Source organism: Streptomyces sp. NPDC042336 (genome assembly GCF_055581985.1).
Map to the genome: position 1 here is coordinate 74307 of NZ_JBVJEA010000005.1, position 14295 is coordinate 88601.

Below are 14295 nucleotides of genomic sequence, written 5' to 3' on the forward strand. Positions count from 1 at the left end.
ATGAGGCGGAAGACGTCGGAACGCCTGGCCGCGTCGGCCAGGCCGGTCACCAACCTCGCCTCGGGCTGGTACGTCGCGCTCCCCTCGGCCGAGCTGAGGACCGGGCCTCGCCGGGCCACCCTGTTCGGCACCGCCCACGTCGCCTGGCGCGGCAAGGACGGGCAGGCTCATGTGCAGGGTGCGGTCTGCCCGCACGCGGGCGCCGCCCTGTTCGGCGGCCGGGTGGTCGACGGCACCCTCGAATGCCCCTTCCACCGATGGCGGTTCGACGGGTCCGGGGCGTGCGTCTCGGTGCCGGGGAGGCGCCCGCCGGCCCGGGCCGCCGTCACCGCACTGCCCACGCGCGAGTGCTCCGGCTACGTGTGGGTGTGGTACGGGGCCGGGCCGCCCCGGTACGAGCCACCGGACCTGCCGGGACTGGAGGCCCGCCGGTTCCCGGGCATCCGCGCCTTCCGCCTGGCCGACCCGACCAGGGCCACCACTCGGCGGATCCTGGAGAACACCTATGACCCCGACCACCTGGTGGCCCTGCACGGGCTGACGGTGGCCGGGCAGGCCCGGATCACCTTCCCCGCCGCGGGCGGGAAGGCGCTGAGCGGCGCCGTGCCGGGCGCGGCGGGCGGCGGCGCGACGGCGGCCGGCGGCGGCCCGGAGGATCGCTGCGACGCGACCCTGACCTGGCCCTCGTACCGGGGACCGCTGGGCACGGTGTCCAACGCGTTCGGGCTCAACGCCGACGAGTTCACCCTGCGGGTGCGCGGCTGGGCGAGCTGCCAGGAGATCGAGTACTTCGCCGACGGCCGGCGTCTGTACCGGATGGTCCTCGCCGTCACCCCGATCGGGGAGCACCACAGCGTCCAGCACATCAACGCCGCCGTGGACGCCGACGGTGCGGGGATCGTCGGGTGGCTGCGCTCACTGGTCCACCGCGCCGAGGTGCAGGTGGCCGCACGCCAGGACCTCCCGGTCTTCGACACCCTGCTGCCGGGGGACCGGCACGGCATCTATGTGCCCGGGGACGAGGCGGTCCGGCGGTTCCGGCGGTTCTACCAGCAGTTGGTGGAGTTGGCGCAGCGTGGCTGAGCATGTCGTGGATCTGATCGATGCCGCCGGGCTGCCCCTGGAGCAGGTCGGGGGCAAGGCCAGGGGACTGGGCCGGCTGGTGGCGGCGGGTTTCCCGGTGCCCCCCGGTTTCTGCCTCCCGGTGGACGCGTTCGCCGCCTCCGCGGACAGGGCGGAGGACGAGGAGGACGACGGGGGATCGGGGCTGCTGCCCGACGCGGTCGCCCGGGCGCGAGCCCGCTGGGAGACCCTGCACGCCCCGCACGGCGTCGCCGTGCGGTCGTCGGCCACCAGCGAGGACGGCGCGACGAGCAGCGCCGCCGGCCAGTACGAGAGCGTGCTCGGGGTCCGCACCTTCGAGGAACTGCTGGCCGCCGTCGGCCGCTGCCGGCGCTCCCGGCACTCCGCCGGCGCGGAGGCCTACCGCGGCCGGATCGGCCTGGACGAGGAGGCCCCGGCGATGGCCGTGGTGGTGCAGGCGATGGTGGCGCCGACCTGGGCCGGAGTGGTGTTCACGGCCGAGGGACCGGTGGCAGGGGCCGATCACCTGGTTCTCGTGGAGGCGGTCGAGGGGCTCGGCACCCGGCTCGTCGACGGGCTCGTGGAGCCGAGCCGGGCGGCGTTCTCCCGTCGCGAGCCGCACGCGCCCGCGTTCAGCAACTCGTTCGGGGAACGGATGGGCGAGTCGGCGGGGCGTTCGGGCCCCCTCCGTGAACTGGTGCGGACCGCGCTGGCGGTGGAGGAGGCACTGGGCGGGCCGCAGGACATCGAATGGGCCCTGGACGACGACGGACTGCATGTGCTGCAGGCCCGTCCGATCACCGCCGCCGTCCCGCATCCGACGCACTTCGGCGACTGGGTGAGCGAGGTCCCCGGGGCACGGTGGGCCCGAATGAGCATCTGCGACTCGTGGTTGTCCGATCCGCTCTCCCCGCTCTTCGCGAGCACCCTCTTCCCGACGCTGATCGACCGGTGGGCGACCAACTGGGGTGGTCCCACCGCGCTGCGCAGGCGAAGTCCGCTGATCCCGGAGCCGATGCACGGAACCGTCAACGGCTTCGCCTACCTGCGGTTCGACTTCCCCCTGTCCCGGCATCCGCTGCGCACCCTGCGGCTCACCGCCCGTTGGCTGGGCTTCCACCTCTCGCGCGTCGAGCGACGCTGGCGCGGCGAAGTGCTGCCCGCGCTCCGGGACGGCCTGGAGCGGGCGCGGGACACGCCGCTGGCCGACCTCACGCCGGTCGAGGTGCTGCGGCGGATCCGGACCGTGGAGGAGCTGAGCGCCCGCTACTGGGCGGTGATCGGTGGCCTCGCCTGGCACTGGAACACCTCCGAGTGGCTGCTGGAGGCAGTCCTGGCACGCGGCGGCCGCCGCACCGCGGGACTGACGGCGGGCTCCCTGCTCGTGGGCGGGGAACGACTCGCCCACCAGGCCGATCGCGCCCTGGAGCGGATCGCGGCGGCCGATCCGGCGGAGGAGGAGGAGTTGCTCCGCGAGTACCTGGAGCGGTTCGGCCACCTGGTGTACAGCCTCGACCCGGCCGAGGCCACCGCGATCGACGACCCTTCGATGCTCCGCTCGGTGGTCGCCGGCCGCCGCGACGGCGGGGAGCCGGGCACCCGGGCGCCGTTGCCCGGGTCCGGTGGCGCCGGCGATCCGGTCCGCCGGCTCGGACGCGGACCGCTGGGCCGGACCCGGCTGCGAATCTACCGCTGGGCGCACCACTGGAGCGGCGTACGGGACGAGGCACTGCACCACTTCACGCTGGGCTGGCCGTTCATGCGGGCGGGATATCTCGAACTCGGCGGCCAGCTGGTGCGCGCCGGCCTGCTCGACGCCGGCGACGACGTCTTCTACCTGACCGGAGGGGAACTGAACAGCTGGGTGAGCACGGGCGCCGGTGACGCCCGCTGGCGCGACCTGGTGTGCGAGCGCCGACTGCGGCGCCAGTGGCAGCGGCGGCTCAACCCGCCCGACGTGGTCCCCACCGACGCCCGGATCATGCTCTTCGGGACCGACATCACCTCCCTGGCGCTCTTCGGGGTGGAGCGCCAGGAGGAGCGGGAGGACGGCCTGAGCGGATCCGCGGTGAGCCCGGGCAGCTACACCGGCCGGGCCCGGGTCGTCCACGAGATCGCGGAGGCGGACGCGCTGGAGCGGGGAGAGATCCTCGTCGTCCGTCAGGTGACGCCGGCCTGGGCACCGCTCCTGGCCCGTGTCGGAGCAGTGGTGGCCGACGTCGGGGGCGCGCTGTCGCACGGTTCGGTGGTGGCACGCGAGTACGGCATCCCGGCGGTGATGGGCGTCAGGACCGCGACGTCGCGGATCGTCACGGGGAACGTGCTGACCGTCGACGGCGACTCCGGCACCGTCCGGCTGCTGGGGGAAGCGTGACCTCGGCCGTACCCACGCCCAGGAACCGCGCCACACGCGACCGGGTGGTCCGGGGCCTGCTGTTCGCCGCGGTGGCCGTCAGCCTGGTCTTCACCCTGCGGGGCATGGACCCCGACCACCTGTGGACGGCGCTGGCCGCGGCCGACCCCCGGTGGCTGGCCGTGGCCGTACTGGCCAACGTGGCCTCCCAGGTGACCAGGGCACTCGGCTGGAACGCGATGTTCACCGAGTCCCGGATCCGGTTCCCCCTGCTGGTGCGGATCGAGTTCGCCGTCCAGGCGGCGGCGGCCGTCAGCCCGGAGGGGGTCGGTGAATTCGTCCGGGTCGGTTACCTCCTGCGCGAGGGGGTGACGCGGACGGTGACCGTCACGCTCATGCTGGTCCGCAAGTTCTTCTCCAGCCTCGGCCTGGTGCCGTTCCTGGTGGTCCTCTGGTGGCCGGGCAGTGGAGTGCCCGGCTGGGCCGTGGCCGTCGCCTGGGCGTACCTGGCGGTGCTGACGGTGGAGTCCGTGCTGATCGTGCGGGTCGCGCGCACGCCGTCCGGCCCGGCGCGGGAGGGCCGGCTGAGGCGGATCGTCTTCGACGCCCGCACCTCGCTCGGGCCGGTGCGCCACCCGCGGGTCTTCTCCGAGGTGGGCGCGGCCGGGGTCGCCACCCGGGGGCTCGACCTCGTGGCGGCGACGGCGGTCGCGAAAGCGCTGGGCCTGGGGCTGTCGGCGGCCGTGCTGGTGCTCGTCCTGCTGTCGATCGAGGTGTCCAACATCCTGCCGACGCTGCCGGGGCAGCTGGGCACCTTCGAGGCGGCGGTCCTGGGCGCGACGGGGGGCGTCCTCGGTCAGGCGGAAGGGTTGGCCTTCGCACTGGTCTTCCATGCCCAACAAGTGCTTCCCCAGATTCCGCTGGGGATGATGGCAATGGCCGGCAATTCATTGCTACGCGACCGATCGGAACAGGACTCAGGATGACCGAGTTATGGAACGCTGACACCCCCAAGCTGGTTGAGCTGCCCTCGGGCCGCAGGCTCAGGGGGCGCGGCCTCCGTTACGACCTGCCGGAGGGACAGACCCCGACGTTCACCGTGCACCTGACGGATCACGAGCCGCCCAGCCCGCCCTGGGAGTCGGTCTGGGTGCCCTGGCGGGACTTCTGGCTCCCCGCCGACCCGATGGACGCGATGCGCAAGCTCCGCGACGCCTACGAGCGCGCGCCGGGCGAGCGCGTGGAGGTCTGCTGCGGGGGCGGCATCGGCCGGACCGGTACCGCGCTGTCGGCGATCTGCGTCTTCGAGGGCATGGACCCCAAGGAGGCGGTCAAGTGGGTGCGGCGCAACTACCACCCCCGTGCCGTCGAGGTGCCCTGGCAGCGGCGCTTCGTCCGCCAGGTCCACGCCGCGAGCACCGGGGGAACCGGGCGGGCGTGACCTCGCCCCGCCCTCCCGGACCCCTTCGGGACGACCCCCACCGGATACGGGGGCTGTCCCCAGTGCCGCCGGCGCCCCCGGATGCCTACCTTGGGTCGCATGACGGGAATGGACGCACGCGACGCCGACCTGAAGAAGGAACTCGACGCCACCCTGCGGACACGCAGGGAGCTCGGCGAGGAGTACGAGTCCGCGCTGGTCGACTCGTTCCTGGAGAAGGTCGACCAGCGCATCGACGGAGCGGTGGAGCGCCGGGTGCGCCGGCAGCTCGCCGAGCAGCAGATGACGGCGGCCCGGGACAGCCGGTCGCCGCGGCCGACGGACTCCTTCGGCGAGCGCTTCGGCTTCGGCATCGTCTCGCTGGTGCTGGCGATCCCGCTGTCCGCGATCGGCGGCGGCGTGGCGCACCTGCCCGGGATGCTGGTCGCCTGGGCGGGCATCGTCGGGGTCAACGTGGTCCAGGCGGCCCGCACCAACCCGGATCTGTTCGGGCACCGCCGCCGCGCCGGGCGGGGCGACGCCTGGGAGGACTGAGGGCGGAAGGAAGCAGGCAAGGAAAAGGCAGCGGGAAGGCAGCCGGAAGACTGCGCGGGGACCGCCGCACCCCCATCACTGAGGGGCGGGACGACGGCGGTCCCCGCGGGGGACGCGCGCGGTGCCGGGCCTCACGGCCGGACCGGCGCGTCCTTGGCGTCCTTGGAGGTCCGGGAGCCGCTCCGGAAGGTCCGTGACGCCGTTCGGCGTCGGCTGGTCCGGGGAGCCGCTCCCTTCCCTGCCGACACCCAGTACTCTGCCGGTCCCGTGTTAAGCGACTGCTGCGCGCACATGACGTGCGCGTACCACTTCCGCGAAGTCCACGAAGATCACCGGGCCGCGGCCGCCGGTCCGGCTCGTCCTACTTGCCCTTGGCGAGGAAGGACAGCAGGTCCTGCCGGCTCACCACGCCGGTCGGCTTGCCCTCGACGAGGACGATCGCGGCGTCGGCGCGGCCGAGCACCGACATCAGGTCCGCGACGGGCTCGCCGGAGCCGACCTGGGGCAGCGGGGCGGACATGTGCTTCTCCAGCGGGTCCTCCAGCGAGGCGCGCTTGGCGAACAGCGCGTCCAGCAGCTCGCGTTCCACGACCGAGCCGACGACCTCGGCGGCCATCACGTCCGGGTGTCCGGCGCCGGGCTTGACGATCGGCATCTGCGAGACGCCGTACTCGCGCAGTACGTCGATGGCCTGGCCGACGGTCTCGTCCGGGTGCATGTGGACGAGGGAGGGGATGTGGCCGCCCTCCTTGTGGTTCAGGACCTCGGCGACGCGGGCGCTGGGTCCGGCGTCCTCCAGGAAGCCGTAGTCGGCCATCCACTCGTCGTTGAAGATCTTGCTGAGGTAGCCGCGTCCGCTGTCCGGCAGCAGGACGACCACCACGTCGTCCTCGCCGAGCCGTGCCGCCACCTCGAGGGCCGCGACGACCGCCATGCCGCAGGAGCCGCCCACCAGCAGGCCCTCCTCCTTGGCCAGGCGGCGGGTCATCTGGAAGGAGTCCTTGTCGGAGACGGCGACGATCTCGTCCGCGATCTCGCGGTCGTACGCCGTCGGCCAGAAGTCCTCGCCGACGCCCTCGACCAGGTACGGGCGCCCGGAGCCGCCGGAGTAGACGGAGCCCTCGGGGTCGGCGCCGATCACCTTCACCGCGCCGTCACTGGCGTCCTTCAGGTACCGGCCGGTGCCGGAGATGGTGCCGCCGGTGCCGACGCCGGCCACGAAGTGGGTGATCTTCCCCTCGGTCTGCTCCCACAGCTCGGGACCCGTGGAGTGGTAGTGCGAGAGCGGGTTGTTCGGGTTGGAGTACTGGTCCGGCTTCCAGGCGCCCGGCGTCTCGCGGACCAGCCGGTCGGAGACGTTGTAGTACGAGTCGGGGTGCTCGGGGTCGACCGCGGTCGGGCAGACGACGACCTCGGCGCCGTACGCGCGCAGCACGTTGATCTTGTCGGTGGACACCTTGTCGGGGCAGACGAAGATGCACTTGTAGCCCTTCTGCTGGGCCACGATGGCGAGGCCCACGCCCGTGTTGCCGCTGGTCGGCTCGACGATCGTGCCGCCGGGCCGCAGCTCTCCGCTCTTCTCCGCCGCCTCGATCATGCGCAGGGCGATGCGGTCCTTCACCGAGCCGCCCGGGTTGAAGTACTCCACCTTGGCCAGGACGGTGGCCCTGATCCCCTTGGTGACGTTGTTGAGCCGCACCAGCGGGGTGTTGCCGACGAGGCTGATCATCGAGTCGTGGAATTGCACCGTGGTCTCCGGATGCCGCAAATGAAGGGTCGATATCGGTCCGGCAAGCCTATGGCCTGCGGGCCCGCCGATGCCCCGTGACGGTCGTTCACCCTGCGTTGAGATTGGGCGACCGTCCGTACGGGGCAAGGAGTGGGTGTACGGGTTGGAGGAGGTGGCGGCGACGCATGACGAGCATGTCGAGGGCGCGGGTGGCCCGGCGGATCGCGGCCGGCGCGGCGTACGGCGGCGGCGGCATCGGGCTGGCGGGGGCGGCGGCGGTCGGCCTGGTGGTGGCGGAGGTGCAGCTGGCCAGACGCCGGGTGGGCGTGGGCACGCCCACCCGGGTGCCGAACGCGCAGGGGCTGTACGGAGGCACCCTGCCCACGGCCGGTGATCCGCCGCTGCGGCTGGTGATGCTGGGCGACTCCACGGCCGCCGGGCAGGGCGTCCACCGGGCCGGGCAGACGCCGGGCGCGCTGCTGGCGTCGGGGCTCGCGGCGGTGGCGGAGCGGCCGGTCCGGCTGGGGTCGGTCGCGCAGCCGGGGGCGTGTTCGGACGACCTGGACCGGCAGGTGGCGCTGGTGCTGGCTGACCCGGACCGGGTGCCGGACATCTGCGTGATCATGGTCGGCGCCAATGACGTCACCCACCGGATGCCGGCGACCCGCTCGGTGCGGCACCTGTCCGCGGCGGTACGGCGCCTGCGCACGGCCGGCGCGGAGGTGGTCGTCGGCACCTGTCCGGACCTGGGCACGATCGAGCGGGTGCGGCAACCGCTGCGCTGGCTGGCCCGGCGGGCCTCGCGGCAGCTCGCGGCGGCGCAGACCATCGGCGTCGTCGAGCAGGGCGGGCGCACGGTGTCGCTGGGCGATCTGCTGGGCCCGGAGTTCGCGCAGAACCCGCGGGAGCTGTTCGGCCCCGACAACTACCACCCCTCCGCCGAGGGGTATGCCACCGCCGCGATGGCGGTACTGCCGTCGGTGTGCGCCGCGCTCGGCCTGTGGCCGGCCGAGGAGGAGCACCCGGACGCGCTGCGCCGCGAGGGCTTCCTGCCGGTGGCCAGGGCTGCGGCGGAGGCGGCGTCCGAGGCCGGCACGGAGGTGGCCGCCGCGATGCCCACGGGACCGCGCGGGCCCTGGGCACTGCTCAAACGCCGCAGGCGGCGCCGGGTGACGGAGGCGGAACCCACCAGCGCGTCCAACGCCTGAGCCCGAGACCGAGGAGACCCACCAGCCCGTCCGGCGTTTGAGGACGAGGCCGTCCAGGCCGAAGGGGGGTCAAGAGGGTCTGGGGGCGCAGCCCCCGGATACACCCGCCACCACGCACCCGGCGGGAAAAGCCCGCCCAACCGCCGGAGGCAAAAGCAAGCGCTTAGACAGTTGCGGTCCATGTCACACCGCCGCACCCGTGACCCGGGCCATACGGCCGGGTAACTTCCCCAGCAGCCGCCAACCCCTCATCACTGGAGCCGTGATGCCCGAAGCCGTGATCGTCTCTGCCGCCCGTTCTCCCATCGGCCGGGCCTTCAAGGGCTCCCTGAAGGACCTGCGCCCCGACGACCTGGCCGCCACGATCATCCAGGCGGCCCTCGCCAAGGTCCCCGAGCTGGACCCGAGGGACATCGACGACCTGATGCTCGGCTGCGGCCTGCCCGGCGGCGAGCAGGGCAACAACCTCGGCCGGATCGTCGCCGTCCAGATGGGCATGGACCACCTGCCCGGCTGCACCGTCACCCGGTACTGCTCCTCGTCCCTGCAGACCTCCCGCATGGCCCTGCACGCCATCAAGGCCGGCGAGGGCGACGTCTTCATCTCGGCCGGCGTCGAGATGGTCTCCCGCTTCACCAAGGGCAACTCCGACAGCCTGCCGGACACGCACAATCCGCTGTTCGCCGAGGCCGAGGCCCGCACCGCCGAGGTCGCCCAGCAGGAGGGCACCACCTGGCACGACCCGCGCGAGGACGGCCTGGTCCCCGACCCCTACATCGCGATGGGCCAGACCGCGGAGAACCTCGCCCGCGCCAAGGGCATCACCCGGCAGGACATGGACGAGTTCGGCGTCCGGTCCCAGAACCTCGCCGAGGAAGCCATCAAGAACGGCTTCTGGGAGCGCGAGATCACCCCGGTCACGCTGCCCGACGGCTCGGTCGTCGCCAAGGACGACGGCCCGCGCGCCGGCGTCACCCTGGAGGGCGTCCAGGGCCTCAAGCCGGTCTTCCGCCCCGACGGCCTGGTCACCGCCGGCAACTGCTGCCCGCTCAACGACGGCGCCGCCGCCCTGGTGATCATGAGCGACACCAAGGCCCGCGAGCTTGGCCTGACCCCGCTGGCCCGCATCGTCTCCACCGGCGTCTCCGGCCTGTCCCCCGAGATCATGGGCCTCGGCCCGGTCGAGGCCAGCAAGCAGGCGCTGTCCCGCGCCGGGCTCACCATCGGCGACATCGACCTGGCCGAGATCAACGAGGCGTTCGCCGCGCAGGTCATCCCCTCCTACCGCGAACTCGGCATCCCGCTGGAGAAGCTGAACGTCAACGGCGGCGCCATCGCCGTCGGCCACCCCTTCGGCATGACCGGCGCCCGCATCACCGGCACGCTGATCAACTCCCTCCAGACGCACGACAAGCAGTTCGGTCTGGAGACCATGTGCGTCGGCGGCGGCCAGGGCATGGCGATGGTCATCGAGCGCCTGAGCTGACCCCCGCCGAGGGGCGTTGAGGGACCGTCAGTAGCACCCCGCGGACCCAGTGTGACGACACGGCCCGGGACCCTGTTCGCCCCAGGGTTCTGGGCCTTTTTGTGACCCAAACTCCCCCAGGATGTGACCTACCTCTCCCGCCCCCTGGATTTACGCAGGTCAGACCAGTCCCACCCCTCCCTTCCGGGCCCAAAGTCCTGTCCGTTTCGTGACGTTACGCACTGACAGACGGTTAGTCCTCCCTTCAAGCTGATGTAGGAAGTCGGGGGTCGACTTTGAACCGGGAGTACGTCAGTGAGCGCCATGCCGATCGCCCTGCTGCTCACCACGGCCGCCACCGGCGCCGTGGGCGTCGCCGTCCTGCGCAGCATCATGGTGCTGCGCCGGCAGGTGACCGCCCTGCGCGCCGAGCTGGCCGAGAGCCGGGCCACCGCCACGCGGGGCCGGGTGCCCGCCGCCCGCACCACCGCTGATGCCGAGGAGATACGCGCCGCCGTCGCGGAGGCGCTCGCCGAGGAGCGCGAGCGGGAACTCGCCGAGGCGCGGGCCTTCTGGGCCGCCCAGGAGACCCGGGACGCCTCCGACGCGCCCCTGCTGCTCGGTCTGTCCGACAGTGAGCTGTTCCTGCCCCGCCAGGCGGACCTGGTGGGCCTGGAGTCCGTGACCGAGCCGGTCGCGGACACCGACGAGCCGTCCTCGCCGGACGCGGGCCACGCCGGTCCCAGGGAGTCCGCCGAGCTGGCCGCCGCCCGCCGCCGGCACCCCTCCCACCCGGACTTCGTGCCGAACCCGTCCCCGGCCGTGAACGACCACGACCGCACCGTGGCGACCCTGGAGGAGCTGGCCGAGTCGAGCGTCGCGCTGGCCGACGTCCGGCCGGGCCCGCTGGGCACCCTCGACGTGTACGTCTTCGCCGACGGCACCACCCTGTGCATGACCCCGGGGCACCGCGAGACCGCGGAGCGCCTGGCCGCCGCGCTGGGCGCGGGTCAGACGCCGTACCTCCTCGGCGGCTCGGGGATCTCCGGTGCCTACACGCTGACCTTCGCCTGCGGTGAGGAGAACGTCTACATCCTGGCGGACCGCGTCATCGCGTCCCTGTAGTCACGCCAGCCACACCCAGCGCGTAGTCACGTCAGACTCCGGCCCTCTTGCGGGCCTCCTCCACCAGCGCCGCCGCCTCTTCCACCTGGCCCTCGTCCTCCAGCACGAGGGCCAAGTCGTGTGCGGCGACGGCGATCTGGTCGGCGGCGGCGAACATGCCCGCGTCCGGCATCTCGCGGGGCTCGGCCCCTGGTTCCTCCACCAGCTGGGCGCGCCGGGCCAACTCCCTGGCCAGCTCCAGCGCCTCGGCGGCGGCGCCGCGCTGCAGCCTGCTCTGCGGGGCGGCCCGCAGCCGGTCGGCGAAGTCGTCCACGGCACGGGTCAAAGGCGTCGTATCAACCACGGCGCGAGCGTACGCGGCCGTCCGGGACTGTTGCCAACGGGCGCACGCTCAGGCACGGTGACCTGAAGGACCGGCTTACATCCCCTTTCGCCCGGAGGCGCCGATGTCCCAAGTCTTCTCCGAGGAGACCCATCGCAATCTGCTCGCCCGTATCCCCCAGTGCACCGGCCGTGAGATCTCCGACTGGCTGCGCGCCGTCGAGGACGGCCCCGCCCTCTTCCGCTTCGAGGAGAAGGTCAGCTGGCTCCGCCACGAACACAACCTCGCGTACGGCCACGCGAAGGCGATCGTCCACGAGTACGACCTGAGAAGGGCCGCCCGCAACCTGCTGTGAGCGGGCGCCGGCCACACGACGACGAAGGGCCCCGGGCACGAAGCCCGGGGCCCTTCACTGGTCGTTCTGCTCGGACCGGTCGTCGCCGACTAGTCGTTGCTGTTCAAGATCGCGATGAGGCGCAGGAACTCGAGGTAGATCCAGACCAGCGTCAGCGTGAGGCCGAAGGCGGCGAACCATGCCTCCTCGCGCGGGGCGCCGTAGGCGAGCCCGTCCTCGACCTGCTTGAAGTCGAGGGCCAGGAAGCAGGCACCGAGGATGATGCCGACGATGCCGAAGACGACACCGAGCGCACCACTGCGGAAGCCGAGGCCGTCACCGCCACCGAAGACCGCGAACAGCAGGTTCACCATCATCAGGATGACGAAGCCGAGCGCGGCGGCCATCACGAAGCCGTAGAAGCGCCGGTTGACGCGGATCCAGCCCGCCTTGTAGGCGACCAGCACACCGGCGAAGACCGCCATCGTGCCGATCACGGCCTGCATGGCCGCGCCGTCCGCGATGCGGTTGTCGACGACGCTGGAGACGACGCCGAGGAAGACACCCTCGAACGCCGCGTAGAGCAGGATCAGCGCCGGCGTGGGCTTGCGCTTGAAGGACTGGACGAGCGCCAGGACCATGCCGATCAGCGCGGCGCCGATACCGATGCCGTACGAGCGGTTGATGTTGGCGTCGTCCACGGGCAGCAGCGCCCACGCGAGCGCGGCCGTCACCACGAGGACGCCGAGCGTGCTCGCCGTGCGGATGACGACGTCGTCCATCGTCATCCGGCCGGTGGTGGCGGGCGCCTGCGGCGGGGCGCCGTACTGAAGGTCCTGCTGGGCGTACGGGTTCTGCGCGTACGGGTTGCCGGCGGGCGGCTGGGCGTACGGGTTGCCCTGGGTGCCCTGCGCGTACGGGTTGGCCTGCGTGGCGACGGCGGGTCCCCCGGCCTGCGGCGCGGCGTTGAAGCCCGCGTAGCCGTTGTCGCGGCTGAACCCCCGTCGCGAGAAGACCGGGTTTCTGCTCCTCATTTCACTCCTCCATGGCCACACGACGCAGCCTTGGCTCAAGAGTAATAGAACGGCAAAGGAATGACCCTACTGCTTGGGGAGGATCTTTCCCTCGACTTGCCGCTCAACACGCTACGCCGATCAGTGATTCCCCTCACGGCCGGGGCGGCACGGCCCGCCGGGCGCCGCTCACCCGATCGGGAACCCGGTGTAGGCCTCGGCCAGGTCGGTCTCGGCGGCGCGGGAGGAGGCGATCCGGTCGAGGCGGGCCAGCTGGAGCCGGTCCTCGAAGGGCGTGGCGCCGGGGGCGGCGTGCAGCAGCGTCGTCATGTCGTACGAGAACCGCTCGGCCTGCCAGACGCGGCGCAGGCAGGTCGCGGAGTACGCGTCGAGCAGTTCGTCGGAGCCGGTGGCGGTGCGGTGGGCCAGGGCCCGCGCGAAGGTGACCACGTCGCCGACGGCGAGGTTGAGGCCCTTGGCGCCGGTGGGCGGCACGATGTGCGCGGCGTCGCCGGCCAGGAAGAGGCGGCCGTGCCGCATGGGCTCGTGGACGTAGGAACGCATCGGCGTGACCGACTTCTGGGTGATGGGGCCCCGCCGCAGGCTCCAGTCGTCGTCGGTCTCGAAGCGGCGCTCCAGCTCGTCCCAGATCTCCTCGTCGCTCCAGCTGTCGGCGTCCGTGTCGGCGGGGACCTGGAGGTAGAGGCGGGAGACGGACGGGGAGCGCATGGACAGCAGGGCGAAGCCGCGGTCGTGGCGGGCGTAGACCAGCTCGTCGTGCGAGGGGGCGACGTCGGCGAGGATGCCGAGCCAGCCGAAGGGGTACGTCCGCTCGAAGGTCCGCCCGTCCGGGACGGCCGCCCGGGCGACCCCCCAGTAGCCGTCGCAGCCGACGACGTAGTCGCACTCCAGCACGTCCTCGGCGCCCTCGCGGCGGAAGCGGATGCGCGGCCGGTCCGTCTCCGCGCCCTCCACGGCCAGCGCCTCGGCCTGGAACAGCAGCGGGCCGCCCTCCTCGAGCTGGAGGGCGATGAGGTCCTTGCAGACCTCGGTCTGGGCGTAGACCATGACGGACCTGCCGCCGGTGAGCGCGGGGAAGTCGACGCGGTGGCGGCGCCGGGCGAACCGCAGCTCGATGCCGTCGTGGCGCATCCCCTCGCGGTCCATCCGCTCTCCGGCCCCCGCCTCGCGCAGCACGTCCACCGTGCCCTGCTCCAGGATGCCGGCGCGCTGCCTGCGCTCGACGTAGCCGCGGTCGCGGCTCTCCAGGACGACCGAGTCGATCCCGGCGTTGTGCAGCAGCCGGGCGAGCAGGAGCCCGGCGGGGCCTGCCCCGATGATGCCGACGGTGGTGCGCATCGGTCGTTCCCTTCGATCGGCGTCGTTGCCTCGAACCAGTCGATGTTCGCGTGGTGAAATTTCCTTCACCAACGTGGGACGAGTTTCCGGTCCGACGCGCACCGCTGTCAACGGTCTGCGGGAGGGAACGGGAGAGATGGGGAAGAGGCGGGGAGAGGGTGGCGACCCGAGTGGGGACAGCCGACGGCCCGCGCACGGCGGCGGTGGCGGTCGGTGGTTGTGCCCGGAGCCGGACTTGAACCGGCACGCCCTCGAAGGGGCAGCGAGGTTTAAGCTCGCCGTGTCTGCATTCCACCATCCGGGCAGGCCATGGGCTCCGCTTCGCGTGC

At 72.5% G+C, this 14295-nt stretch carries 13 protein-coding genes and 1 tRNA gene; 9 read left to right on the forward strand and 5 right to left on the reverse strand.

Annotation, left to right across the window (positions count from 1 at the left end):
* The 5 genes from ACZ6IM_RS13205 to ACZ6IM_RS13225 all read left to right on the forward strand — a co-directional run bounded on the left by ACZ6IM_RS13205 (position 1) and on the right by ACZ6IM_RS13225 (position 5411).
* Positions 1–1083, forward strand: coding sequence for a Rieske 2Fe-2S domain-containing protein (locus ACZ6IM_RS13205; RefSeq protein ID WP_469556540.1), 1083 nt, complete (start codon positions 1–3; stop codon positions 1081–1083).
* A complete protein-coding gene (locus ACZ6IM_RS13210; protein ID WP_469556543.1) occupies positions 1076–3457 on the forward strand; it encodes a PEP/pyruvate-binding domain-containing protein in 2382 nt (793 codons plus the stop codon). The genes ACZ6IM_RS13205 and ACZ6IM_RS13210 overlap by 8 nt, the downstream gene beginning before the upstream one ends.
* Positions 3454–4422, forward strand: coding sequence for a lysylphosphatidylglycerol synthase transmembrane domain-containing protein (locus tag ACZ6IM_RS13215; protein WP_469556546.1), 969 nt, complete (start codon positions 3454–3456; stop codon positions 4420–4422). Before ACZ6IM_RS13210 ends, ACZ6IM_RS13215 begins: the two co-directional genes overlap by 4 nt.
* Positions 4419–4877, forward strand: coding sequence for a protein-tyrosine phosphatase family protein (locus ACZ6IM_RS13220; protein WP_052842162.1), 459 nt, complete (start codon positions 4419–4421; stop codon positions 4875–4877). The genes ACZ6IM_RS13215 and ACZ6IM_RS13220 overlap by 4 nt, the downstream gene beginning before the upstream one ends.
* A 108-nt stretch (positions 4878–4985) precedes the next feature.
* Positions 4986–5411, forward strand: a complete 426-nt coding sequence (locus tag ACZ6IM_RS13225) for a hypothetical protein (protein ID WP_052842163.1) — start codon at positions 4986–4988, stop codon at positions 5409–5411.
* A gap of 361 nt (positions 5412–5772) precedes the next feature.
* Here the strand turns inward: ACZ6IM_RS13225 and ACZ6IM_RS13230 are convergent, their stop codons facing one another.
* A complete protein-coding gene (locus ACZ6IM_RS13230) occupies positions 5773–7158 on the reverse strand; it encodes a cystathionine beta-synthase (protein WP_052842164.1) in 1386 nt (461 codons plus the stop codon).
* Positions 7159–7325: 167 nt separating this feature from the next.
* On the opposite strand from ACZ6IM_RS13230, the gene ACZ6IM_RS13235 reads away from it, so the two are divergent.
* The 3 genes from ACZ6IM_RS13235 to ACZ6IM_RS13245 all read left to right on the forward strand — a co-directional run bounded on the left by ACZ6IM_RS13235 (position 7326) and on the right by ACZ6IM_RS13245 (position 10938).
* Positions 7326–8348: an SGNH/GDSL hydrolase family protein gene (locus ACZ6IM_RS13235; RefSeq protein ID WP_052842165.1), complete on the forward strand. Its 1023-nt coding sequence runs from the start codon at positions 7326–7328 to the stop codon at positions 8346–8348.
* A gap of 265 nt (positions 8349–8613) precedes the next feature.
* On the forward strand, positions 8614–9834 hold the full coding sequence (locus ACZ6IM_RS13240) for an acetyl-CoA C-acetyltransferase (protein ID WP_469556549.1): 1221 nt from the start codon (positions 8614–8616) through the stop codon (positions 9832–9834).
* Between the two features lie 294 nt (positions 9835–10128).
* Positions 10129–10938: a hypothetical protein gene (locus tag ACZ6IM_RS13245; protein ID WP_052842167.1), complete on the forward strand. Its 810-nt coding sequence runs from the start codon at positions 10129–10131 to the stop codon at positions 10936–10938.
* 31 nt (positions 10939–10969) lie between these two features.
* On the opposite strand, the gene ACZ6IM_RS13250 is transcribed toward ACZ6IM_RS13245, so the two are convergent.
* Positions 10970–11281 carry a hypothetical protein gene (locus tag ACZ6IM_RS13250; protein ID WP_174256326.1) on the reverse strand — a complete coding sequence of 104 codons (312 nt, stop codon included), beginning with the start codon at positions 11279–11281 and terminating at the stop codon, positions 10970–10972.
* Between the two features lie 103 nt (positions 11282–11384).
* Between ACZ6IM_RS13250 and ACZ6IM_RS13255 the strand changes: the two genes are divergently transcribed.
* Complete coding sequence (locus tag ACZ6IM_RS13255; RefSeq protein WP_052842169.1) at positions 11385–11615, forward strand: DUF4287 domain-containing protein; 231 nt, start codon at positions 11385–11387, stop codon at positions 11613–11615.
* A gap of 89 nt (positions 11616–11704) precedes the next feature.
* On the opposite strand, the gene ACZ6IM_RS13260 is transcribed toward ACZ6IM_RS13255, so the two are convergent.
* The 3 genes from ACZ6IM_RS13260 to ACZ6IM_RS13270 form a co-directional block, all read right to left on the reverse strand.
* Positions 11705–12628: a Bax inhibitor-1/YccA family protein gene (locus ACZ6IM_RS13260; protein ID WP_052842170.1), complete on the reverse strand. Its 924-nt coding sequence runs from the start codon at positions 12626–12628 to the stop codon at positions 11705–11707.
* 168 nt (positions 12629–12796) lie between these two features.
* A complete protein-coding gene (locus ACZ6IM_RS13265) occupies positions 12797–13966 on the reverse strand; it encodes a 4-hydroxybenzoate 3-monooxygenase (RefSeq protein ID WP_052842171.1) in 1170 nt (389 codons plus the stop codon).
* Between the two features lie 220 nt (positions 13967–14186).
* Positions 14187–14270, reverse strand: a tRNA-Leu gene (locus tag ACZ6IM_RS13270).
* Between the last annotated feature and the right edge of the window lie 25 nt (positions 14271–14295).